This window comes from Pareuzebyella sediminis (genome assembly GCF_008367235.1).
GTDB lineage: Bacteria > Bacteroidota > Bacteroidia > Flavobacteriales > Flavobacteriaceae > Pareuzebyella > Pareuzebyella sediminis.
This window is the reverse complement of the sequence record NZ_VTZS01000001.1, coordinates 762356-787173: the sequence shown is the minus strand read 5'-3', so window position 1 is coordinate 787173 and position 24818 is coordinate 762356. Positions and strand designations below refer to the sequence as shown.

Annotated in this window: 23 protein-coding genes; 8 read left to right on the top strand and 15 right to left on the bottom strand. The window is 38.6% G+C overall.

The window, feature by feature from the left end; all coding sequences use genetic code 11:
* Positions 1-957, bottom strand: a complete 957-nt coding sequence (locus F2B13_RS03150) for a TerC family protein (RefSeq protein ID WP_149303176.1) — start codon at positions 955-957, stop codon at positions 1-3.
* Between the two features lie 210 nt (positions 958-1167).
* Between F2B13_RS03150 and F2B13_RS03145 the strand changes: the two genes are divergently transcribed.
* The 5 genes from F2B13_RS03145 (at position 1168) to F2B13_RS03125 (ending at position 5162) form a co-directional block, all read left to right on the top strand.
* Positions 1168-1548, top strand: coding sequence for a hypothetical protein (locus F2B13_RS03145; protein ID WP_149303174.1), 381 nt, complete (start codon positions 1168-1170; stop codon positions 1546-1548).
* 191 nt (positions 1549-1739) lie between these two features.
* A complete protein-coding gene (locus F2B13_RS03140; protein ID WP_149303172.1) occupies positions 1740-2084 on the top strand; it encodes a hypothetical protein in 345 nt (114 codons plus the stop codon).
* A 288-nt stretch (positions 2085-2372) separates the two neighbouring features.
* On the top strand, positions 2373-2711 hold the full coding sequence (locus F2B13_RS03135; RefSeq protein ID WP_149303170.1) for a hypothetical protein: 339 nt from the start codon (positions 2373-2375) through the stop codon (positions 2709-2711).
* A gap of 186 nt (positions 2712-2897) precedes the next feature.
* Positions 2898-3257 (top strand): hypothetical protein, encoded by a 360-nt coding sequence (locus F2B13_RS03130; protein ID WP_149303167.1) that lies wholly within the window; start codon positions 2898-2900, stop codon positions 3255-3257.
* A gap of 885 nt (positions 3258-4142) precedes the next feature.
* Positions 4143-5162, top strand: coding sequence for a helix-turn-helix domain-containing protein (locus F2B13_RS03125; RefSeq protein ID WP_149303165.1), 1020 nt, complete (start codon positions 4143-4145; stop codon positions 5160-5162).
* Positions 5163-5508: 346 nt separating this feature from the next.
* On the opposite strand, the gene F2B13_RS03120 is transcribed toward F2B13_RS03125, so the two are convergent.
* Both F2B13_RS03120 and F2B13_RS03115 read right to left on the bottom strand, forming a co-directional pair.
* Positions 5509-6111: a hypothetical protein gene (locus tag F2B13_RS03120; RefSeq protein WP_149303163.1), complete on the bottom strand. Its 603-nt coding sequence runs from the start codon at positions 6109-6111 to the stop codon at positions 5509-5511.
* 4 nt (positions 6112-6115) lie between these two features.
* Positions 6116-6571, bottom strand: coding sequence for an RNA polymerase sigma factor (locus F2B13_RS03115; protein WP_149303161.1), 456 nt, complete (start codon positions 6569-6571; stop codon positions 6116-6118).
* A 460-nt stretch (positions 6572-7031) separates the two neighbouring features.
* Here F2B13_RS03115 and F2B13_RS03110 point away from each other — a divergent pair, with 460 nt between their 5' ends.
* Entirely contained in the window at positions 7032-10286 is a 3255-nt protein-coding gene (locus F2B13_RS03110) for a KAP family P-loop NTPase fold protein (protein ID WP_198440073.1), read from the top strand.
* Positions 10287-10706: 420 nt separating this feature from the next.
* Here F2B13_RS03110 and F2B13_RS03105 read toward each other — a convergent pair whose 3' ends face one another.
* From F2B13_RS03105 to ypfJ, 8 genes are all read right to left on the bottom strand, one after another.
* Positions 10707-11165 carry a phage tail protein gene (locus F2B13_RS03105; RefSeq protein ID WP_149303157.1) on the bottom strand — a complete coding sequence of 153 codons (459 nt, stop codon included), beginning with the start codon at positions 11163-11165 and terminating at the stop codon, positions 10707-10709.
* Between the two features lie 36 nt (positions 11166-11201).
* Positions 11202-11369, bottom strand: coding sequence for a hypothetical protein (locus tag F2B13_RS20355; protein WP_198439801.1), 168 nt, complete (start codon positions 11367-11369; stop codon positions 11202-11204).
* An 81-nt stretch (positions 11370-11450) separates the two neighbouring features.
* Positions 11451-11861: a hypothetical protein gene (locus F2B13_RS03100; RefSeq protein ID WP_149303155.1), complete on the bottom strand. Its 411-nt coding sequence runs from the start codon at positions 11859-11861 to the stop codon at positions 11451-11453.
* 8 nt (positions 11862-11869) lie between these two features.
* Positions 11870-12913, bottom strand: coding sequence for a hypothetical protein (locus F2B13_RS03095; RefSeq protein WP_198440072.1), 1044 nt, complete (start codon positions 12911-12913; stop codon positions 11870-11872).
* A gap of 389 nt (positions 12914-13302) precedes the next feature.
* Positions 13303-13902, bottom strand: coding sequence for a DUF6642 family protein (locus F2B13_RS03090; RefSeq protein WP_232625186.1), 600 nt, complete (start codon positions 13900-13902; stop codon positions 13303-13305).
* A 346-nt stretch (positions 13903-14248) separates the two neighbouring features.
* Positions 14249-14821, bottom strand: a complete 573-nt coding sequence (locus F2B13_RS03085; RefSeq protein WP_198440071.1) for a PepSY-associated TM helix domain-containing protein — start codon at positions 14819-14821, stop codon at positions 14249-14251.
* A gap of 47 nt (positions 14822-14868) precedes the next feature.
* Positions 14869-15447 carry a PepSY domain-containing protein gene (locus F2B13_RS03080; protein ID WP_149275811.1) on the bottom strand — a complete coding sequence of 193 codons (579 nt, stop codon included), beginning with the start codon at positions 15445-15447 and terminating at the stop codon, positions 14869-14871.
* Between the two features lie 417 nt (positions 15448-15864).
* Positions 15865-16755 (bottom strand): KPN_02809 family neutral zinc metallopeptidase, encoded by an 891-nt coding sequence (gene ypfJ, locus F2B13_RS03075; protein WP_149303149.1) that lies wholly within the window; start codon positions 16753-16755, stop codon positions 15865-15867.
* A gap of 312 nt (positions 16756-17067) precedes the next feature.
* On the opposite strand from ypfJ, the gene F2B13_RS03070 reads away from it, so the two are divergent.
* Positions 17068-19251, top strand: coding sequence for an amino acid permease (locus F2B13_RS03070; RefSeq protein WP_149303147.1), 2184 nt, complete (start codon positions 17068-17070; stop codon positions 19249-19251).
* Positions 19252-19465: 214 nt separating this feature from the next.
* Here the strand turns inward: F2B13_RS03070 and F2B13_RS03065 are convergent, their stop codons facing one another.
* Positions 19466-20425 carry an NAD-dependent epimerase/dehydratase family protein gene (locus F2B13_RS03065; RefSeq protein WP_198440070.1) on the bottom strand — a complete coding sequence of 320 codons (960 nt, stop codon included), beginning with the start codon at positions 20423-20425 and terminating at the stop codon, positions 19466-19468.
* Positions 20426-20798: 373 nt separating this feature from the next.
* Here F2B13_RS03065 and F2B13_RS03060 point away from each other — a divergent pair, with 373 nt between their 5' ends.
* Positions 20799-21659, top strand: a complete 861-nt coding sequence (locus tag F2B13_RS03060; RefSeq protein WP_149303145.1) for a sigma-70 family RNA polymerase sigma factor — start codon at positions 20799-20801, stop codon at positions 21657-21659.
* A 218-nt stretch (positions 21660-21877) separates the two neighbouring features.
* Here the strand turns inward: F2B13_RS03060 and F2B13_RS03055 are convergent, their stop codons facing one another.
* The 3 genes from F2B13_RS03055 to F2B13_RS03045 form a co-directional block, all read right to left on the bottom strand.
* Positions 21878-22609, bottom strand: coding sequence for a hypothetical protein (locus F2B13_RS03055; RefSeq protein ID WP_149303143.1), 732 nt, complete (start codon positions 22607-22609; stop codon positions 21878-21880).
* A 103-nt stretch (positions 22610-22712) separates the two neighbouring features.
* Positions 22713-23618, bottom strand: a complete 906-nt coding sequence (locus F2B13_RS03050) for a hypothetical protein (protein WP_149303141.1) — start codon at positions 23616-23618, stop codon at positions 22713-22715.
* 317 nt (positions 23619-23935) lie between these two features.
* On the bottom strand, positions 23936-24793 hold the full coding sequence (locus tag F2B13_RS03045; protein WP_149303139.1) for a sulfite exporter TauE/SafE family protein: 858 nt from the start codon (positions 24791-24793) through the stop codon (positions 23936-23938).
* Positions 24794-24818: the final 25 nt, after the last annotated feature.

The window sequence follows — 24818 nt, the reverse complement described above, 5'->3', positions numbered from 1 at the left end:
CTATTCTGCGGGGACCTCTTCTTCTTTTTCGGAAATTAACAGCGATGCGACAATACCGGCCACCAAGGAGAATGAAATAACGGCCAGGGATACCCATTCAGGCAGCTCTATTTCATGCGAGAACAGCATTTTAAGACCCACGAAGGCCAGAATGACCACCAGACTATAGTTGATGTAGCGAAACTTCTGCAGCATCCTTGAAATCAAGAAATACATCGACCGTAGCCCTAGGATGGCCAGAATGTTCGAGCTGAACACCAAAAAAGGATCCGAGGTAATGGCCAATATGGCCGGAATACTGTCCAATGCAAAGAGCACATCGGTAAGCTCTATGATAACGAGGGCCATAAAAAGGGGAGTGGCCGCCTTGACGCCCATGCGCCTGATAAAAAAATCATGCCCTTTGATCGCACTAGTGATGGGATAGAGTTTTTTGATCTGCCGAAATACCCAGGATTGCTTCGGGTCGAATTCATGGTCGTCAGATTTCAACATTTTATAGGCCGTGTACAGCAGGAAGACCCCGAATACGTAGATGATCCAATCGAACTTGTTGATCAGGGCGACGCCAAAAACGATCATGAGGCCCCGAAAGACGATGGCGCCCAGAATGCCCCAGAACAAGACCCGGTGCTGATACATCGGTGGAATTTTAAAGGCGGAAAAAATGACGGCGATGACGAATACGTTGTCGATACTGAGCGAAAGCTCGATCAAATAGCCCGTAATATATTTGAGTACCGCCGTATCGGGCGACAGCCCCGTAGGGTTGTCCACAAGGTCACCGGAAAATAACCAATAAATGACCCCACTGAACGAAAGGGCGACCGTGACCCAAATGGCCGTCCAAATACCGGCTTCCTTACTGCGGATAACATGGTCATGTTTGTTGAAAACACCGAGGTCGAGAGCCAAGAAAACGACGATCAGCGCGATAAAAAGAATCCATACCCACATAGCACATTTTTGAAGGCGTGAAGGTAATCATTTTATAGCTTTTTAGATATTTTTTAAAGTTTCGGATTGACCCATTCGGGGTGGTTTTTGATAGTATCGATACGGGATAGGGCATAGGTCGCCCCGATTTTGTATATTGAAGGTATCATCTCAAACGAACGGGTAGGGGCGCTTCTCGCCGCCTCCCATTTACAACACGAATACACTATTATGAATTACAAAACTTTCTTTACAGCACTTCTTTTAGTAGCCTTGTTTTCGTCCCCGGCAGTGGCCCAAGACACTTTTTTTCAGGATGCCGACCCGCAGACCGAGGCCAAGGCCAAGGAACTGACCCAAAAATACCAGCCCGAATTAGTAATGACCGGCGAGCAGACCTTGTTGTTTGAAAAAAAGGTGACCGAGTTTCTTTTGCGACGGCAGGACATCAAGCGCATGAATATTACCACCGAAGACAAGCTGTTTTTGCTTGCCGATCTGGCGGAACAAGAGGCCAATGAGATGGGCACGATACTGACCCGTCGACAACTACGCCAATACCTAAAGGTTCAGCCCGTGCTGCAGCCCGTACAGGTGACGGTAAAAAAATAAGGGGCAGGACCCCTAGTACAAAAAATCGGTGAAAAACGTTTTCGAGGGGTAAACGGTCGCTGTTAAAAACGAGGCGGGCCAAGATTTCGATTAAACGAATTGTTTGCTCGGTCAACAGCCTCCGAATAGGCTAGAATGTGATTTTTTTCATAATTGGTTTATCTTAGCGAGGAGACAACTTTATTATGAAAATGATGATAAAAAAATTCCCCCTGAAGACCTTGGGTCTTTTGTGCATGATTACGGGTACCTCCGCCTTTGCCCAACAAAAGCTACAAGACGACACAAAAAATATGGAGGTGACCAAATATACGGTCATGGAGCGTTTCGAGCCCGGTCTTGTGCTGAGTACCGAAGAGCGTGTCGAACTCAAAGAAGCCTATAAGGCCGAGAGGGAGCTTCGACGTGAAATAATCGATACCCTTCATATTACGGAGCGCAAGCGTGAAAAGTTGCTCAACGACTTGGCAAAAAACCCCTTCTCGGCACGATTGTCACGGACCTTGACCTTGGCTGAGATCGAATTCGAGGACTAACGATAAACACTGCAACCAACCATAGTCAAGACCACCGGTATCCGGTGGTTTTTTTATGCGTAATCTTTGCGTATGGAAAGTGTTAGTGGGGGTATGTCATAGCGCGATGCCCATGTTTTTTATCGTACTCCCAAAAGGTTTTTCCTGTTAATATTTTTAAAGCGCCAGTTAAATATTGTGTTAAAGTCTGATTATCTGTAGATTAATGAGGTACAGATATGATGTTTTTTTGTAAATTAGAGATGACCTACTTGCTTTTTCTTACAAGACTCTCTTAAATCATATCCCATGGAAGCAATCGAACCCCGACTACAATACAGTCCCGAAGATGAAAAAGGTGCCTTATTGATTCGATTGGAGCGTACCCAGGAAGATCTGGAACAGCTGCAGGCCAAATTACGGTCCTACCGCTATGAACCCAAGACGTATAGTCTTTTTGAAAGCTTCGATAAGCTTAGAAGGGCATTGGAGGCTCTAAGCCATGCCAATCGAGAAATCATCAGCGCCATACGAGAACATCGGCGTACCATCGATGACTATGCGGAGCGTGCGCTGAAGCAGATCCACGATTTTCATCGGTTGCACAAAGGGGTGGAAGAGTACCGTTCGCATTGTGCGGCCCATTGAACTTTCTTTAGTTTTTAGCATCTTTTTTCAGGAATGATCTTACAAATCCCATGGAATTTTTGGTATTTATGAAGAGAATGTAAAGGTTTTGTTAAATCACTGGTTTTCAACGTATATCATACTTATGGGAAGTATCTTTGTACCTGCATCATAACTTGTAACTACAAGTTGTTCTGGGAAGAACCTATGGAAACTATAAAAAATGAGCTTGGTATAAGATCTTGGAACGCTTCGAGCGAGGCTTTTTTGCGACGACGTTTGGAACGTAACGAGCGGGATATCGACCAGTTTACGGACAAACTGCATTCGTATAGCTTTGAACCCAAAACGTATGTACAATTCAAGCAGTTGGCCGATTTAAAGGAGGAAGCGAGGGAGTTGCGGGAGGCCAATCGGCAGATTACAATGTCATTGCGCGACGAAGCCGGTTCGGTCCAGCATTGTTCAGATCAGTTGGAACGCCACTTGAAAAAGGTTGAGAGGTATGCGCAGGCCGTACGTAACTATATGGGCGACACCAAACTCCACGAAACCGCCTGTTTCTAACCACCGGGAGGCACTAAAGTGCTATTGGACGTAGCACAGATTTCGATTCCGTTTTCGTATTTGAGTATTTAAAAAGCCTTTTTTAGAATTGGTAATGGCGAGGAGTAGCGTGATGGAGTTGCAGCCTTTGAAATATTATATTTTACATAATATAAATTATAGGACAAATGCTTATGAGTAGCAAAATGTGTACAGCTTGCTGTTTTGCATAATATCAGATATAACCAACACGCAGTGTTTTATATCGGCACCGATATTATGTAAAAGCATTTTGCGATACCAAGTTTCTTCCGCATTCGTAGGCTATAATTCTATTATGTCAAATCCCGCACGATCATTCTGCACACTTTAAGCATTCGTTTGCAGGTATACAAGAAGCCTTTTAGGCGGTGTGCTTCACACGGCGAAATAATTGATTTGTATCTATAATTAGCCATTATGTAAAATAGCCGCTGCCAAACGCTCGATTGTTTTATAAAATCAAATTGTTACCACAATTTATTTTACACACAATTATCCATCGCTTGCCAACACCACGGCATAAATTCTGAAGATTGAGAATCTTTAGAATTTTGAGCGAGTTGATGCCGATGGCGTGTATGGTAGAAAGTCTCCTTGAATTTTTCTACAGCATTCTCGTCAGCTTGCCGCAACAGCTAACAGCAGTATATTTTAAAGGTCTTGAGACCTTTAAAATATGAGCGAGATGGCGTGTTGGCGTAGCGAGTAAAATTCTTAGCACTTGCTACCTATCGTGTTCCAAGGAAAAATTTTTTAATTTCTATTTGACATAATGAAGAGATGCGCTGGTTATTTAAAATTCTCTATCTTAAATACTCTAAAGGTATCCTAATAAAGAAATATATTTAAGGAAAAGATAATAATATGTCCGAAGTTACCGTCAAACAGGCTGCCGAATTTTTAAAAGTATCCGAGAGTACCGTTAGAGCTTATATTAACAAAGGCATTCTCAAAGGAGAGAAACTTAATAAACAATTTATTAGTCTAGACTCAATAAAGGAATTACAGAAAACCAGAGGTTATAGAAAAAATCGAGCCACCTTAGTTTTAGGTTTCTTGGGCTCAATGATAGGCACAGTTCCGGCAATAGTTTGGGATGAATATAAAGGTTTGGATGATAAAAATTTATCTAAAACCGAAATCAGAAGTGTTTTTAATTTTTGGGATAAGATTACTCTACATCCAGGTCAAACTCACCCTAAATGGGGAGGCTTACATCCAGATGTAAAGCATGCTTCGAGAGAAATAGTTAAATTAACCGAATTACCAGAGGATGCATTATTTGTAGGTTATGATGGTTTGCCAGACACTGAAAAACAAGGGAATTTATTATTAATTGGTGGTCCAATTTCAAATGATTTAAGTTGCGAACTGCATGGATATAAGTTCCTCAATGAAAATAAGATTAGTATAAAGCCATCCAAAAATATTGGCACACGTTGGTCATTTTATTTTCCGGTACCGGAAAAAGGTGATTTACTCGGTTTTTCAAGATTCGTGGAAGGTGAAGAAATAAAAACTTGGCCAAAAGCTATAGAAGATAATCAATTAAAGGGAGCTGCCAAAGGGCCAATATTTTCACCTTTCGACCCTCATACAGGAAGAATAATTTCAGATTTTCTCTTAATTACAGTTGTTCCAAATCAGTTAACAAAATATTCTTCAGGTTCAACTATTGTCGATGTAGCAGATTTACATGGGCAAGGAAATAAAGCTTTTTCTCAGATAATATCAAATAAAGATAGACTTAAAGAGTTAATGGATGCCGTTGATGGTAAAAGGTACTACCAGGCACTGTATGAGGTCTTTGTGTCACATGATGATTATCAAAAAACAACTAATATTAAGAAAATAGAATTAGTTGATCGGTTTTTTTTAGTATAATTAATTGCGATGTTTTCTTAAAAAGTTTTATCCAAAATTCTCTATTTGATTGTAGATTCTATACTCACCCAACTTCTCTATACCTTTTGTATAAACCTTTATAGCTAAGGAGCCAGCCGGCGCATTGGCGTTGGTCTGTCCAAGTACTTAAAAAACATTTATCCAGTATTCATCAGGTGCCTTCCTCTCGTTCGTGCCTCACTCGTCGGAGGCGGATAAAATTCTTAACGCTCCTCTCCCCTATTGTTTTGACCAAAATTTTATGAGGCCAAGTTAAACATTGAGGTCTATTGTACATAATATTTAAGATCTTAATAAGCTAGATTGATTTAATATCTTTTGAATTCTAATGTTTTAGTTCTTTCAGTAACTGTTCTATAGACTTCAGTTGTTTCCTTTTTTTCTTATTTGATATTATAATAAAGTATATAGTCCCAATAAATATTAATACAATGCTTGTGATTAAAGCCCATGACATGTTTAATTTGAATAAGTCTTCATTTCCAATGATTTTTGAGAAAAATACAGAAGAACTTACAAAAAGGAACGGACTTATAATTAAACCGATAGATTCAATTTGTTTTATTCTTTTTTGGGTCTTATAAAATTGTTCTAGGACTTCCTTATAACTTGATTTTGTTAATTCTATTTTTCTTAATCTTTTTACCCAATCTATTGAAAATAAAGGCAATATGCCTAAAATTATAATCATAACGATACCAAAGGTTTTCAAATACCATGTATCAAGAGATTCAAAAGAGTAAATGACTATTCCAATCATAGTATAAGCTACGGCAAGTCCAAAAAATTCTTTGTTCTTAAAAAAGTTTGTTTTGCTATTGTATTTTAACTGAGTCATTTCAATTACCAATTCATCGGTAAGTGTTTTTTGATTATTTAATCTTTGACTCATACCTTCCCAGAGGTTTTTCATTTCTTCTAATTCCATAATGTTATTTTTTATTGATTTCTGTTTTTAATTTCTGTTTAATCCTACTTATCTGTGTACCTACATTAGATGTGGTAAATCCAGTTATAGCGGCTATTTCTTTATGTTTTTTACCTTCCAAGTAGAGGAAAATAATGGCTTTTTCTCCTTCATTTAATTTTTTTATCTGCTTATACAATAGTGCTATTCTTTCATCCATTAACGTATCTTCTGGGATAGTAATTGGTTTAGGATGTTTAGTTTTACGTTTGATATGCATCAAAGAAGTATTTAATGCCACTTTATATATCCAAGTACTAATTTTGGATTTGCCATTAAAACTGTCAAAAGATTTCCATAATTGATAAACTATCTCTTGATATAAATCTTGCTGATCAGCGTATTGTTCTGTGTATATTTTGGTAACCTTATAAATGATTCCTTCATTCTCTTTAATAATGGCAACAAACTTATTTCTCACAATACAAAATCTTTTATAGTCTATTGGTTAGCTTTGTGTTGAAAAAATCACAAAAATTTAGATTTTTTTTATAAGGTATAGGCCGAGCGTACAGAAAATGTACCCAACGTACATTTTTAGTGAGGTTCCATTGGTACTATGAATAGGCCCCCTACTCTGGCCGTTTTGTCATTTTATGAGCTCCCCTAGTTAGGCCATCGCTGCGACTCGCCGAAAAAGAATTGCTCCTATCGTCGCACTTATTTTATCACGTGTTTTACCAAATCGAAAAATGAGATTAGCCAAAAGACAACCTCATCTAAGATTCATGGATTCCGAATTAAAAAAATAACAAGCCATGAATAAAATTCTCCTAGGCCAATAACCTTACAACTTGGTTTATAATATGTTAAAAAGTAATTTCTCAAATTTAACAGTTTTACAACCTAATACTTATCTTACATATTTTGAAATCAACCTAATGGCCATCAAGTTCATAGAAGACAAAGAGTTCGATTTATCCAGTGAAGTAAACGAGGACTTATTAGGTACCAAACCATATGCTGAAACCTTATTTGAAGTAGTTAAGGGCTCTTCTGGTAAGCAAAATATAGGGCTTTTTGGTGGTTGGGGTAGCGGTAAATCAACTATCATAAGTACTCTTGAAAGCTTTGTCAAGGTTCACAATTTAGATAACAGAAAGGACAAAATTGCTTATTTTAAGTATGATGCATGGAAATACTCCAATGATGACTTTAGAAGAAGTTTCATTAAAAGTCTAAACTCTGAATTCAAAATACTTAAAGAAGAGGCAATTGATAATATTCTTTATAAGGAGACCACCACTCAAGACCCAAAAAAAAGCAAAACTCCAATTAATGGTAAGCGAATTTCTTTATTGATTTTATCAGCCGTGATTCTTCTGCTGATAATAGGCATGTTTGTGTTGCCTAAGATTAAGGACGATGATACGAAATCGATTCTTGTATTGGTTTCTTTACTAGCTTCATTTCTATTTTATTTATCAAGGGATTTCTTTAGAGTTATCCCTTTCACAATTAAACAATCTAAATTAATTGAGCCAGAGAAATTCGAAGAAACTTTTAAACTTATTATAGGTAAGATTTTTGGTATTGATGATGATCGGATGACTAAGTTTAAAAAGTTTATTCTCTCAGAAAAAGATTACAAGAAGATTGTTATAGTGATTGACAACCTAGACCGTTGTGACAATGAAAATTTAAAGGAAACATTGGCTACAATGAAGAATTTTCTTGAAACTGAGAATATTATTTTTATTATTCCTGTTGATGAAAATGGGATAACATCCTTCTTGAATGGAGAAACCGAAGATGCTGAAGAGTATTTAAGAAAGATTTTTCATCAGATTATAAGGTTGAAAAAATTTACGCCTAAGGAGTTAGTTGACTTTACTAATAAGATTAACAAAAAATATGAACTGGAGTTATCCAAGATAGGTATTAGACTTATATGTCAAGAGTTTACTACTAATCCAAGAAAAATTATTCAATTCTTAAATAATCTCCAAACCGAACGAGACTTAATTAAACGTCAAATAGGTAAAGAATACATTAGTCTAGAGTTCGATAACAAAGCAGATGAGTTTTTAATCAAACTTTTAATTATAAAACAAGAATGGAATCATTTGTACCAGATACTGCTAGATGACATTAACTTTCTAAATAAAATCAATAGCGCTTTAAGAAATCAAATTGAACAAAAGAACCAAAATTTTATTTTAAAACTGGGAAAAAATGAGCTAGTACTAAACCGTAATCAAAAACGTTTTTTTAAGCGTAATAGAGAAGTCCATTTTGACAAAATAGAACCGTTTATTCTAAATATAGATATAGATAAAGATGTGCCGGATGAGCTTCGAATATTGATTGAAAATGGAGAACTAAAAGAGGTATTAGAATTATTGAATATTGATGCAGAAAAAGGAATTAATAAAAGGGAAGTAAGAACTCTTTTAGAACAAATAGAAATAGCGTATGACTACAATAGCAATAAGTTTGAAGATTACAATTCCATTGCGTCACCTATTTTGGAAATATTAGTCGGCTTATTAGAATATAAAAATGTAAAAAATGAGATTAGGAAGAATTTGAGAGATTACACCTTTATAAAAAGTGTTTTTTCTAACAATGAATTCACACAATTAATACCAGATTTTGCGAATTTCAAAGGTTTGTGTAGAGCATCAAAGTGGTTTTTAGATGACACTAACTATAAGATGCCTTATAATAGACTGTTTCAATATTTAAACAATTCAATAAAACCTGATACAACTGTCGAGGGCATACATCGAAAAATAGAGGAGTTCATTGAAATTTTTAAAACAGACATAGCTCTCATTAAAGGTCTTCGGAGTAACCTTGAAGGAAAAGTTATTGAGGAGCCGAAACTCCTTGGCTCGTATCCTACTTCACCTGAAGATTTTGAAGTTACCACTTCTTTATTTGGCCCAAAATTTATTGACAAAATGTTAGAAAACCTTAATGAAGATAAGATTGAGGATGAAAAAGCTAAGAATATTCTTATTTCCTTAGCAGAGAATTATATTGAAAAGGAACACATTAAGGACGAATTAATCATAACTGAGCTTACCAATTATTACTTTAAAAAACTTAGCGAAGAATACACTTCGAATAGTACTGCGGCCAAAGGTGTTTTCTCACTTGACAGTATTATTAATAAATTGATTTTTTTGATACCTAAATCGGATAATGAGAATATCAACATAGATGATGAAATTCTATCTAACATTCATCTAAAGCTAAAAAGAGAATTTTTGGTTTCGTTAAGCAAAGAAGAAAAAGCAATATACATCTCCTTCCCAAAGATGTGTTTCAAGTATATGAAATTAAATAATGATTTTTCAACTTTGGCTAATATTGAAAAGTATATCAATACTTATTTCAACTATGATGACCAAACTATAACTCTTGGGGTTAATGAAATATTTCAAGAACATATTAAGCACTATCCTCCATATAACTGGAACTTTTTTGATATTATTATTGAAAAAATAAAGCCTAAATATAGTAGCCAGTTATACTCGACTTTAATGTTAATGTACAATAAAACAACCGATAAAAAAGGTTTAACGTCTGTTCAAAAACAGGCTTTAATTGATAAACTATTATTATTTCTAACCTATTGGAGTAATTACCCATCAGTTCTAAACCATCTAAAAGATTGGTTATCAATAATTTATAAGAAAGATTTTAAAATGTACGCTCAAACAATTACTAATTTAGAGGGAGCCAGTCTTCGAAATTATGCATACAGTATTAAAAAATTAAACAATGAAGATTTGATTTTGGATTCATATTCGAGATTTTTATACTCACAAAAAAATTATAAGAAGTTTGAGAAATTTGTTCGTTTTGTTAAAGACAATCATCCTCCAAAAACTCAAGAAACGTTATTGTTAGATGTGTGTTCAAAAAAATATCCACCATATGATTGGTTGTTTTCTTGTCGAAATGTAATACATAAGTCCGCTTTTAATAGTATAGTTAAGAAGTATATTAGTTATTATAGTCAAAGTCCCATCAACACAAACTATTTGAATAACTTTTTGAAGTTGAATAAAAAAGAACTGTATTCAAGCACAATAAATAGCGTTCTTAACCTTCTCGGAAACTTAAAAAGTCCAACGAAAGGACATAAAAACAAGGTATCAGAATTAAAAAATAGACTTAAATAGCCCATTCTACACACATTTCCTTCTCCTGTCGTCGGTCAGTTAATAAGTATTTATTCATTGTTTGTTTATTGCTTTTTTAGGTATTCATGAATTTCAAAGCGAAAGTGCTTTTCGATTTCATTACCTTTTTAGAAGAAAGCTTTTGGAAAGAAAAAATCAAAGAAGATTGTAGCAATTTTGCCCGCACACCTTCTCGCTCAAATAATAAAGATTCTCAATCTTTATTATTATGCCGTAACCAAAGCTCAAGTTACATAACGCAAGAACATTATGATACAGATTGGTCCAATGTGTAAAACGGCCAATACCACCGTATTTGATATAATTGTAGACATGACTGCCTTAAGGCTCATATCGTCAACAATTATGTCATAGCAGTTTTACTGACTAGTTTAAAAAATTCTGATAGGCTCATGAAAACTATCCGTTAGCAATAGTTAATCCCTCATGCGCTATTTCAATGCTCTCAATGGCGACTTCGCTACCATCCGATTTAAGATCGGTTGAACTAATTTTAGTAGGATAGGCGTTTGATAATGTCCATGTCATTGTGGGATTACCACCTTCATCTAAAAGTTTAATAACAACATTTTGACGTTCAATGGTGTTCATTTTTATTTTTAGGTACCAGTCCCAAAAAGCATTATCCCTCGCGAAAAAGCCTTTTTTCATGGTCACTTTATTATTCTTAGTCATTCCTATTCCTGGCATACTGATCTCAGAAAAAACAGGGCTATTGCCATGACGATAATGAATGGGTTCAGATTCAATGTCCAAACCGTCAATTTCCTGAAATGGAATATTTGTTATGGATCCAAAATCTACACTGAAGTAAAACTTTGGTAAAGGCCAATTGGTGTCTTGTGCTTCTCCTGCCATAATTTTTATGTTTTAATAATTTTTAATGAGTTTATGTTATGATTTTTGCATTTGTTGTTGTAAGGTTCCTAAACCTATTTGAACATCAAAAGCATCCTCTGGAGATGAACCTGCGAGTGCTCCTTGTTTCCATTTTTCGGTAAGAAAATTAACAATCATACTTTTTGCAGTAACCCAAGTATTGGCATCGTTTGGCTCAAACATACAGGAAAAGCATTCTTTTCTTCAATATATACACCTGGTGTTTTGTACGTTATTGGAATTGCCTTTTTTTTGACATAATTCTTAAACTATATTCTTTCCTAATTTGTTAATACTGTACTGTATTTTACCCGAGTTACCATAACTAGAATATGTTTTCATCTCAAGACTATAGCTAAAAGGCGTCCCTACCCAACGAAGTCCGATTCTTCTCCACCATTGCCAACCATAGTAATTACTTGAAGGTTTTATGTTACCTCTATTTCCGGTATATGCATTGGATACAATAGCATGTAAGGTTGCATATTTTCCTTCGCCCTTCTCGCCATAAGCCACCGCGATAACCTCAAATATATTGCACCCTTTTAGTTCTGCTAAAATTGGTTGCCATTCACCATTTGCGTCGATAGTACCCTGCTTATGAATTTCAATTCTTGAGTTTGATTCAGTAATACCTTCGTCATTTAAATTGTGTTCTGGTCGTTTTTGATGCATAAAATTTATTACAAATAAATATGTGAATAGAATGTTTCTGGTTCTGATGAATCATTTACATCGATATTTTCTTGATATATGAAATCCGTAGAAGCTCTAGGCAAAATCTTTACCACCACTTTACCATACCCTAAAGCCTCATCAAAGTTTTCGACCAATTGAAAATGATCATCGGTATACTCCAAAAGCGGAATTTTTTCTTTCGATTGAAATAAAAGTCCCTTAGAATTTCCTTGTATTACTTTCTTTTCGGGTGGCTTAAAAACCACTTCCTTATTTTTGTTGATTATTTTCAAATCTTCGTAATTAAAAAAAGGAAAATCTATTAAATAGTAGTTCCATATGGTTTCACGATTCTTAAAATTTACACTATAGTTGACTTTTCCATGTTTTTTGAAATGGTCATACAAGGCACCACTGAAAATCTCAACGGCTCCTAACGGTTTATTCCAAACGGAACTGTGAAAATGATATATACTTTGAACGAATTCATCATCTTGAAAAACTCGTATTAAACCTTGAGGTAAATTGTTGACTAAGACTGTGTCAGGTTCATCCGTATTACTAAGAATGAGATTCTCAGAAATTTCTTCGTTAGAAGCGTCTTTATATTTATATGATTTCCCTTCGGCATATGAAGGAATCTTAAATGCACCATGACTTAATTTAACAATGTCCTTTTCTTCTGTAAAGTCTTCAATTTGTAAATCAAAAGTTTTGCCCACATCATTAAATGAAGAATCTAAATTATTGAAATAGAATAAATCTTCGCTCGGTGAAAACTTTGAAAGATCTGAGTAATTAATAAAATAAGGATCTTTACAATTCAGATAAAACTGCAATGGATTGGACCGAATTTCTGTTGCAAGCAATTCAGGGTTAGAGGACAGCAAATGAAATCCACCTGAAAAATATTTTATAACTATTCCTAAGTCCTTTAAAAGCTTCGATGTACTTTCAGGACAAGAATAATAAATTGCTTTGAACAAGCCATCTTTAAAATATTGATGTTGACATGAGAACGTCATGATATGTTGAAAAGATGGTTGCATATACTTTATCAGAATTATTAGATGGGTCTTTTATATTTATCCATTAAAGAAACAACTATTTTCATATAAACTAGAACAAAAACAACCCATTCCACACACATTACCCTCCCCTCCTACCGTTGGTTCGTATAATAAATGTTTACTCACAAGGTTCTTATTGTTTTTTTAGGGTATTCATGCATTTCGCAAAGTGCTCCATGTCATACCGTTATCAAAAGAATCTTTTGAGAAGAAAAATTTAAAGGAGAAGTAGTACCAAATACTTCGGGTTACAAAAACAAAGTTACATGGAGAATGCATTTGGTAGTATGGGTTGAACCGGTGGCTGAAATACTCATTAAGAAAGCTGGTGCGCAGGCGAAATTCCACGGAAGTTGTATAGCCAGGTATTAATAATACAATCTAAAATCCAGTAGTTTACAGACATTATAATGTCTGCGATGCAATTCTTCTACCACGGCCAACATATTATCATCTTCCTTAAACAAGTTAAAAAAGGCCTTGTCAAGATTCGAGCTACTTAGTCCGTTGTATGCCATACCATAGCCAGAAACCCCTTTTGCGTTTGTGATATCCAGAAAATATTGTGCTTCTTCTTCGTCTAGATCCAGCACTTTTGCATTTGAAAAATGTAAGATCTTCCCTTTTAACTTTCCTTCAAAATGTTCTGCGATTTCCTGTAAACTATAGTAGTAGTCATTTAAACAAATACTATTTGCCTCCCCTGATATCACCAAGTAAATGATTTCATAGTCTTTAAAATGATGATCCTCCATGACCAATGCATTTAAACTAGCCTCTAGACCTTCAATGGTGTCACAGGTTTGATAAATGCTGGCCACCCCATACTGCATAGCCAAATGTTCCAGGTTTTTTTGTGCTTCGGTAACCTCCTCCGTTTCTATATCATGAACCCCTTCTAAGCAAAAAATGAATTTTTCTAGATCTATAGGGGCTTCTTGGGGTAATTGTTGTCTTTTTGCTGGCACATTTCAAAAATTAGGTGACGTATTTGAAACACAAAATTACGGTAACGCTTCTAGTTTTTCAACGTTTTCATGTAAGACACCATACCAAACAACACTATTTCTAGCGGGTTGTTCATTACCTATCGGAATGCATGACTGTCCACGCAAAATGGGTTGCGATGTCACGCCCCTCCCACCGTCGGTCCGTTCATAAGTGTTGAATTGTATTGTAGAAACTTTTTAGTCGCAAGAAAAAGTCCCCCGGACCTTCCATTTTATACCGTATGCCAAAGTAGCGCCATACCTATGTTCGGGCCCGTAGGTATTGCAGCACATTGCGTTGCGCATTACAGTTCGGCCTGCTTACCTACATCAAATTGAACACGATGATACAGACATAAATCAAACCGATTATGAGTATGGCCCAGCCTATTTTTTGATTATCCACGACCTGAAGCCACAGGGGGATACCCGTTGCCACGAACACAATAAGCGATAGGGCCGTTACATCGACCAATAGGGCATATACCCAATACAACATCGGCCCCTTATACCCCTTTAATCGGTGCAAGTCGTTTATGTAACCACTCATATCTTTTCGGGCAATTTCCAGGTCGACCGTTATTTTATCAGGGGCAATTTCTAGTTTATGCATAGTGCCCAGGGTGTTGTATTCGCGAATTATTTTTCCCGAATCGAAAGTTCTTTCCCAGATAAGCCTCCCCTCTATGCCTTGGTCTTCGATAAATTGCGCCCATTCCCTATCATTTTCAACAACCGAGGCGGTAATCGGTATTTCTACGGATGTTTTGATTTCTTCCCCGTAAGCTCCCCCCATCATCATTAATCCGCTTAAGAGGTACATGCTCAGAAATACGACTGTGGTCAATGCGGCATATAAATGAACGTTTTTTACCCATGTATATGTTTTGCGTTTCATGAAAGGCGCCATCCGTTCTATCTATTCTTTATTAAATTCTTAAAGTTCTAGAGCCATAGCATTAAAAAGAGAGATAATGCCCAGATCGATATAAACAAGGCTATAAACTTCTTTTTGCGTACGTATTTTATCCAAAGCCACATACCCGACACCAGTGAAATGACCATGATGATCATGGTGAGCCATTGGTACACTTGCCACGACCTTAGCCAAAGGTTTCCATTGGGTATCTTACCACTAAAAAAATGCAAGGCCTGAAATGTGGCAAAAAATCCTTTGCCGACCTCGTTTACATTTACCTTGCCCGTCGATAGGTTTGCCGATAATTGACTCTCCTTGGCTTGATGGACGATTTTAAAATTCAGTATACCGTTATTTTCGCGTTTCCAGTCCGTGGGCCACCCTATCATAGCAAGGTCGTCACGAATCTTTAAGCAAAGATCCTGATCGCTCAAAGAGGGATCTATATCGACCATGGCCTGCCATGTACTGGTCGTATGGGTATTTTCAATCTTTGCATCATGGTTGAGCAACAACGAACTAATGGCAAAGGCCAGTACGTAAAAGGCCGTAAAAAGCCCTGCGTACAGATGCCATTGTATAAAATTGATTTTCTTGAGCTTCATCGATCGGGAGCTAATCACCGGATCAATTTAATAAAAAAAGTAATTTGATTATGTTGAGGCTGAAAGATTTTACCCCTGAACCGATACCCACTAGCTAGCTCCCTGCTATTTTAATGGGATCTTGGCCCTTCGCTGGTCTATAATGCAACGAATCCCGGCCTCTCAACGGCGTTCTTTCTATGCAACGCACCAAAAAATCGGCAGGCGCTATCATATTACATGCATCGTACCATAAAGGTGGTTGCAACGTATTTTCGTAAAACAGGGAATCTTAGTCCAAAAAAAGGGTTTTTTGAAAGGGCAAATAGCTGTAAAACAATACCTCAAAATGAGGTATAAAGTAGTTGAATTGAAAAAAAATGGTACTCTGAAAGAATACCATGAATTCCCCAATCGCCCTTACGGATCCCAACTATATCAAAGCGTTTCCGCATTAAAGGTATCGCCTTGGGAAATATCACCGGTTTCAAACCCTTTTTTAAACCAGCGCATACGTTGTGCTGATGTACCATGGGTAAAAGAATCGGGCACTACCCTACCCGTGGATTGCTTTTGTAGACGGTCGTCCCCGATCGCATTCGCGGCGTTCAGGGCTTCTTGAAGGTCACCGTCTTCCATCATTTGCTTCGAACGATTGGCCCATACGCCGGCAAGAAAATCGGCCTGTAACTCTAAGCGTACCGAATACTTATTGAACTCGGTCTCACTTAATTGCCCTCTGAGCCTATCGACTTTGGCGGTAATTCCCATTAATTTTTGAATATGGTGCCCTACTTCATGGGCAATGACATACGCCTGTGCAAAATCGCCGGGAGCGTTCATTCGGCGTTCCATCTCCTCAAAAAAACTAAGGTCCAAGTACAGTTTTTCATCCCCGGGACAATAAAACGGACCCGTGGCACTTGAGGCGGAACCACAGGCGGAGGATACATAGCCTGAAAACAGTACGAGAGTGGGTTCCCGGTAATTTTCCAAGGTATTGTTCCACACATCTTCGGTACTTGCCAGGATGACCGCACTGAAGTCCGCCAGTTCATTTTCTTCGGCAGTACCTTCATAGGTTCCGGAAGGAGCGCTTTGCGGCACCCCGCCGCCCAATAAATTCCCGATCAAGGTCAACGGATTATTCCCCGTAAGAAACGAAACTACAAGGAACAGCCCCACAATGACCAGGCCCACCTTGGAGAACAATAGTTTAATGATCGGACCGAGCAAACTCGTACTGAAGCCCCCTAACCCCCTTCCAGAGCTTGACCGACCTCTTCGGTCATCGACATTTGAACTTTGACGTTTCCCTTGCCATTTCATACGGTTGATTTTTACCTAATTAAAATCAAATATAAGGCATACTCCTTTTATACTATGGGAAAATTGAACCCATAAAATAAATTTTTTTACTCTAAAACTAATTATTGGACAAAATAACTTTGGCTCATGACCAGAAATACAAAAGAAAGGTAATAGAGCTCATTTTAGCGAGCCAACCCCAAATATGCTGCCCATGCAACGTATCTCTAGTAGGTGAGCCATGTAGTTATATTTCTATCTACATTCTTCATAAAAAGGGAACATGCTACAGATATACTAAAGAATAGCTATATTCAACTCCCAATTTTTTCAATGAAGAAAATTCAAAAATTCGGATCCTTTGCCGGTGTTTTTACACCCTCTTTACTTACCATTTTGGGCGTTATCATGTACATGCGTTTGGGCTGGGTCGTTGGTAATGCAGGATTGATCGGAGCGATTGTTATTATTAGTATCGCCCATGTGATTTCAATAACCACAGGGTTGAGTATCTCCTCTGTGGCTACGGATAAAAAAATTGGTGCTGGGGGCGTCTACTATGTACTTTCCCGTAGTATGGGCATCCCTATTGGGGGTTCCATTGGTATTTCCCTGTATGTGGGCACGGCACTGTCCATCGCTTTGTATTTAATTGGATTTGCCGAAAGTTTCAATGATTTTTTTGACATTGGCATGACCATTACTGATTTTAGGATCACCGGATCCATAGCATTGGTTGCCATTACCATATTGGCGCTAATCAGCACTTCCATCGCCTTAAAAACACAATACATTATATTAACTGCCATTGCTGTATCCCTAATATCCATCGTCTTTGGTACCAGGGATTTTGTACCTGACACCGTGAATATGGTCGCTACCGAAGGCGCCGTACCCATGGAAATTGTATTTGCCGTATTTTTTCCTGCGGTAACCGGATTTACTGCTGGAATAGCCATGAGCGGTGATTTGAAAGACCCCAAGAAATCGATCCCCAAAGGTACGCTATGGGCTATTGGGGTAGGACTGGTCGTTTATATATCCCTGGCCATTTTTATTGCTGTAAGTATCGATTCTGAAACTCTAAAATCAGACTATAATATTTTAATGAAAATGGCTCTGTTTTCACCGGCGGTAGTAGCCGGTATATGGGGCGCTACCCTATCATCTGCTCTAGGGGGCATTCTTGGCGGTCCCAGGATCTTACAGGCGATGTCGATGGATAAAGTAACACCCAAAGTATTTTCTAAAGGAAAAGGACGAAACAACGAACCGGTGAATGCGCTTATACTCGTATTCATTATTGCCGAAGCCGGCATTTTAATCGGAGAATTGGATGTTATTGCACGTGTAGTTTCCATGTTTTACCTGACGGCCTATGGTTTTATAAATATTGCTTTTTTTCTCGAAAATTGGGCAAATCCTGATTTTCAGCCCACTTTTAAAATTAAACGCTGGATTGGCTTGCTTGGTTTTTTTGCCTGTTTTGCGGTAATGTTTAAGTTGGACATGATTGCTATGTTTGCCGCCTTGGCCATTATTGCGAGTTTATACTTTTGGTTGCAGCGCAAGGAGGTACAAATTCAATCCAACGATGTGTGGCGAAGTGTTTGGGAAAATATTGTAAATAAAGGCTTAAAAAAAATAAATGCGAATACCGAAGTCCAAGCGAGTTGGAATCCCAATATCATTTTGTTTAGTGGGCAAAGTGCACACCAATCGTACTTATTGGAATTGAGTAAAACGGTATCCGGCCGCACAGGTATCGTCACCAATTTTAAACTCATCGTAGATAAAGACAATGACAAACCGCTGAAAAAAACAGAGCAAATCGTTACCGACGAGGCTTTTTCAGACCTAGGTATTTTTGCGAGGCAAATTAAAGTGGACAATATCTATACGGGAATTAAAAATATAGCTACTACGTTTGGCTTTTCAGGTGTTGAACCCAATACGATCATGATGGGTTGGCCAAAAGGGCTGGAAGATTCTAAGGAATACGCTGAAATGACGGAAGTCTTACTCCATTTGGATTATAATCTATTATATCTGGATTTTGATAAAAGGACAAAATTTGGAAATTACAAAGCAGTCGATTTATGGTGGCGCGAAACCGATAGTAAAAATGCCGAAATGATGCTTAATATCGCGCGCTTTATTATCGCCTCGCCACGCTGGCAGGATACAAATATCAGAGTGTTGTTCGTCAATAATAACAATGTAGATACTGCCATTGTGTATAATAAAATATATAAGCTTGTCGAGGATCTTCGAGTAGACGTAGAAATAGAGATTATTCATAATGCCGTACAGCAAAGGGCGTTTTACGATTTGATCGAGAAATATTCTGCAACAACCGATTTAACCTTGGTGGGTATTCCCAATTATAAGATTGAACAGCAAGCGGAGTTTATCGTTAAGACCAATCAGTTATTTGAAACTATCGGCTCTACGCTTTTGGTTAAAGCTGCCCATAATTTTAATGTGTTGGACCTAAATTTTATCAAGGAAAAGTAAGATCTTCCGTAAAATTGGTTTAGCCTTATGGATTCAAACCAATACCATGATCGATAGTCTTATTTCTTTTTGCTAAAACGCCTACGGAAACAGATAGGAATACTGATTTCGGGGTCTTCTATTGGTCTTATGCTGATTTTCAAATAATGATATGCGCCCTTATACCTTTTATGTAGTCGCATGTCCAGCTTTATATAAAGTGCCAAACCTAGTACTAAGAAATACTCCCCCAGGCTTCGTCTATCATTTGTTCCAATCCGTATGTTGGCCGCCAGCCGAGTAAAAATTTGGCTTTGGTGGTATCGAGCCAAGTGGAATGGTATTCCGTAGCCACCGGTACCGATGGTATCTTCCGCGTTTTTAAGAGATAGTCGGCCGCCTTGCCATAATCAAATGGCTCGTCCATGGCTATATTAAAGGTTTGCTGTTTGGCCTCCATGTGATCCAGGGCGATGCCTATCGCAACCACAAGGTCGTTAAGATGCACCATATTCCTTTGCATGGGGTTTCCCTTTGCATCGTACATTAAAGGAATGGTTTGCTTTTTTTGATATTCGAGCGCAGTGCGGGCCTTCACCATTTTGTGCCATTCAGGTACGCCGAACACCTCTTCTGCAAAGGTAAGATGACGCTTTAAATCGTCGCCCTGCATTATCCAAGGAGCACGAAGACAGGTGCCATCAAGGTTGTATTGCACGACATATTGTTGCAGCATGGTTTCCTCAAGTACTTTTGACAATGCATAGCAACCGGGATAGGCGGCAAAGGCTTGCTGCTCAGTGATCGGGTTTTGGTACGGATAAAAATAATGTCCTACGCAGGCGTCTCCACCGATCAATACAAAGCGTTTGAAACTACTGGCTTTTCTACAACTTTCCAGCAACCAGAACAAGCCTTTAACAGCAACATCGATGATGGTTTCAGGATTTTCTTTCGGGGTGGCCAAGTGAACCACATGGGTAATATCGTCCATGGCCTTTTCCACGGTAGCCCTGTCGGATATGGAACCATGAATTACCTCTAAACGGCTATGGGGTGTTAAACTACGCGTATGACAGAGCGCCCTTATGCTTCCTTTTTGTGTAGGATCACTAAGAAAAGTGTTGATGAAAGCCTGCCCTACCTTACCGGTGGCTCCGGTAACCAGAATTTTTTTTTCAATCGGCTTCATCATTCCAATAGCTTGTGTTTCATAGGGATTTATTTTAAAATGATGAAGATAATCAATTCCATTTCGAAACCCTGCTCAAGCAAAGCGACCTAGCGCAAACCATTAGCATACCCTTCTTTTAGTGGGGTTTTCGGTATAAAATCACATCGTAAAACACCTAAGAATTTGTACATGGTAAGAAATCAGGTGTAGTAGGTAAGGCATTGCAGTAAGGGCTTTTGTCGTGAAATACTAAAAACAGCAAGCATGGTGTGTGCGTCAGAGGAACTAATTGAGCACCTGTTTTAAGAAAAAAACTAAAGAAACCAAGGATTTATTAGGTTTTCTGCTAAATATTGTTAAATTATAAAAGGTAAACTTTAAACAAAATAAATATATGAGGCAATTAAAGATCACGAAACAAATCACGAACAGAGATTCGAAATCCTTGGAAAAGTACTTTCAAGAAATATCAAAGATTGATTTGATTACTGCAGAAGAGGAAGTAGAATTGGCTAGAAGAATTCGTGAAGGAGATCAAATTGCCCTTAACAAATTAGTAAATGCCAATTTACGTTTTGTGGTTTCCGCCGCAAAACATTATCAAGGGAACGGGCTTCGGCTTTCCGATCTTATCAACGAAGGGAATATCGGTTTGGTCAAAGCCGCAAAACGTTTCGACGAAACCCGTGGTTTTAAATTTATTTCCTACGCCGTTTGGTGGATTCGGCAATCCATTTTACAGGCCATGTCGGAACAATCGCGTATTGTGCGCTTGCCTTTGAACAAAATTGGTGAAATCAGTAAAATAAGGAAGGTATATTCTTCTTTGGAACAAACCTATCAAAGACCCCCAAGCGCGGTTGAAATCGCCAGGGAACTCGATATGAGCCCCAAGAGCGTTAAACTGGCGATGAAGAATTCGGGCAAGCACCTCTCCATGGATGCCCCCTTCGAGGAAGGTGAATCTTCGAATCTGTATAATGTTATCAAATCTAACGATACGGTTAGTCCTGATGCCGAAATGATGAAAGACTCCCTTAGTACAGACCTGAAACAGGCTTTAAAATCGCTGCCCGAAAGAGAAAGTGAAATTTTACAGCTTTATTATGGTATTGGGAAACGAACCCCAAAAAGTCTCAGCGAAATCGGGGAACTCTTTGACATTACCCGCGAACGGGTACGACAAATCAGGGAAAAAGCTATTCGTGTACTGCGTAGCCGATCTCAGAACGAAATGTTGAAAATGTATTTGTAAGAATATAAAGGTCCCATATCACAATAAAAAGGCCAGCTGTCAAAAGTTGGCCTTTTCTTTAGTTAAGGCCAAGTGCAATTTGCCGGTTTGATGTGATTATCCAGTACGTCAATTTTTAGAGGCGACCCATAGGAAAGAACAAGGGATAACTATCTCTTTAATAGGAAGCACGGGAAAAAAAACAGTGAAAATCTAGGGCGTTAGGGGTGTGCGATGTATTACAATACCGAAGCTTGGTCTAACCAGCGTTGTAAAAGCGTATCGTTATGGGAAATTGGGACCAGATGAAATTTCTTAAAACTCCTGAACACTCGTGAATCTTCAAGGGCTTCCATACATACCGAGACCGGGGAAAGATAATTGGAATGAATTAAGAACAGTTCGCCTTCCCGTTTTAAAAGATAGCCCACATGCCCTTCGTCAAAACCTATAAAGTAGAGTCCCTCGTTCGTTAATTGATCGATCGCTTCATAAGCCCTTTTCGGGGTATCTTGATGAACTTCGGTAATAACGGCACCGCAGCTGATCATTTTTGCCTCATCCGCCGGTGACTTTTGTGCCAAGGTATAGCGGTTGAGATTGATGCCCATATCACGCAGGGTGGTAGATATAAAATAGCCACATGCAATTTTACCCTGGTTAGGTATATCGGTATGACCTCCAAAACTCCAAGGGGTACCGTACCAGTGCGGTATAATCTGGTCTACCAAATGATCGGCAAAAGCCGATCTAATATGATCATATGAAATAGTACCCGAACGAAGGCCCTCTCTTAAGCGCATCCGAAGTCGATCGGCGTTTCCTTTGGCATTGGCATAAGCCACCGCAATACTATCTACATCCGCATGGAACCCTAAGGGTACCTTCTCATTAAAACATATGGTCTCCGATAGAGGTAGAGGTTTTTCGTTTGCAAAACCTAAAGAAAGGAGGAACAAAAAAAATAACATGTCTTTTCTATAAATTATAGGTAGATGGTATTATGATAACCTATTAGATACGAAGAAATTACATTAAAAATGTTAAATTATAATGGAACAGGTGTCCGTTCTACTAAATAGTTAGGTTCACTCCCCACCAAACTTCATAATCCCGGGGGATTAATGGCCTGTAGCTTTGAAAACCCTGATCCGCAATTTTAAGCCCCACAATAGCATTTTTTTCATCACGTACATAGCTGATAAAAATGAACGAATGACCATAAGGATCTATTTTTTTTACATCTACACCCTCCGCGACCCGTTCATAATCTTCCTTGAACCGCCAAACTTGCATGAGTGCTCCGGGTCTTAATTGGCCACTCCATATACCTGATGAATCTACCAAAGTTCCCATACCCGCATAGGCAAGAGCCCCGGCATTGCCCTTACCTCTATATTTTTCTGGAAGGCTTCGCCAGTCCTGGTCCGTTTTTGAAGCGGAGACGTACAGCAAATCGAATACCCTTTTAGGGGTAAATTTTTGGGTAGCCATGCTATCCGGTAAATCTTGATACGGCGAATGGCCATATACCTCTTTATACGCTTTCTCAAAACGGGATTTACTTACTTCAAGGCAATGACCTTCAGGTTCTTTATTATCACTATTGATATAGTTTTCAACAATTTTATCGGCCACCGGACTCTTGAAATCCGAATCTACTAGGGCGCTGACTTCGATGGCCTCGGTGGCGGTTTCGAGTTGTTCCGCTATATTTTCGCCATTGGGTAATATGGGTTTAATGGGTACCGGTTCGAGGCGAATAAAGTCATGGTCATCAAAATCATAGGTATATGCAGTAGTTCCTGTGCTGCTTTGGCCGCGAGGTGTCGGTATCGCTCGCTCACCAGGACCTAAAAGTATGGTTTCTTGCGCTATACGTTTGGTCGAGTTACATCCAATGAATAGAAAACCTGCTGCGGAGATTAATAGGGTACGAAATACCATGGCATTTTTAGCACTATTTTTTGGGGAAAGCATCCCACATGTTCGAACTTGTACTCGTTTCTGTATAGCCTTGACCTAATCTGATAATCACGTTAGGGAGTCATTGTTCACATTTCAATTTTCACCGTAAAGGTAGTACAATTACTGAAGCTATTCTTATATCGAATGCCTCCAAAATTAGGGCAATGGGTTACGCAAGATTGAAGGGATAGCATCCTCTTTAGTAATGAAATGCCATTGCGCAGATAGAAGCGCCCAAACGATATACATACCGTTCGGTACAATAAAGGTGATCTTCACGATTGATCTTTGTAGTGGATGGGCACCGATATCAAGCTACGCAGATTTCCTTATGGTTTGGTCGTCCCTGCATGGAGCATCGTCCCCGAAGTATAGACTATAATACCTATGACGACCCAGCGTAGTACATCCAAGGGTAACGACTTGATGATAAAAGCGGCAATACCTACGGCAACTATACCGGGAATGGCCATGGCCACGGCTGCTTTTCGGTTATAGGCCTTTTCTTTAATAAAGCGTACCGAAGCAGGGGGCATAAGAAAAGCACAGGAGCCCATCATTATTGGAAAAGCGACCTGTGGCGACATGCCCAGGGCAAAGACCAAGGCCATACAGGGCGCATATAGGCCGATTCCTGCCGTCATGAGTGCGCCTAGCACAAAATTGGCCCCTACCGCGAGTAGCAGTTTACCGTTTTCCAGTCCGATGGCGGTTCCTCCGCCCTGTATCCATTCCAGTTGCGTCGCCAACATAAAGAAAGCGGTCACCAAGAGGGCACCCCCCATGACCAACCTGATTTTACGTTCCGACATTTGGGCCACTATGCCCGCACCTAATACGGCACCCAATGCGGCAGCAACGAACATCGATACCAAGGTGACCGTTTCGACGTCGATAATGGTTATAAAAATAAGGGCCTGAAACACCACGGGAAGAGTATTTGCCACGTTCATCGTTCCAGGAAGGTGTTGGTCTTTGGTCTGTTTGGTAAACTTCAAAAGAGCCGTTTGGGGTGCGAAGGCCCCGATGCCCAATACGTCAAAAAAGTTGACGACAAAACCGATGATCGAAGTCTTTAACCAACTGCTTTCTTCTAACTTGTTTTTATGGACTAGAAAATCTTTGGTCAGCACGATTGCGAACCAAAGGGCCAGACCGCCCAGCGAAACCCAAAGTACCACAATCATCTTGTAGCTTGGAAATTATCTAGAA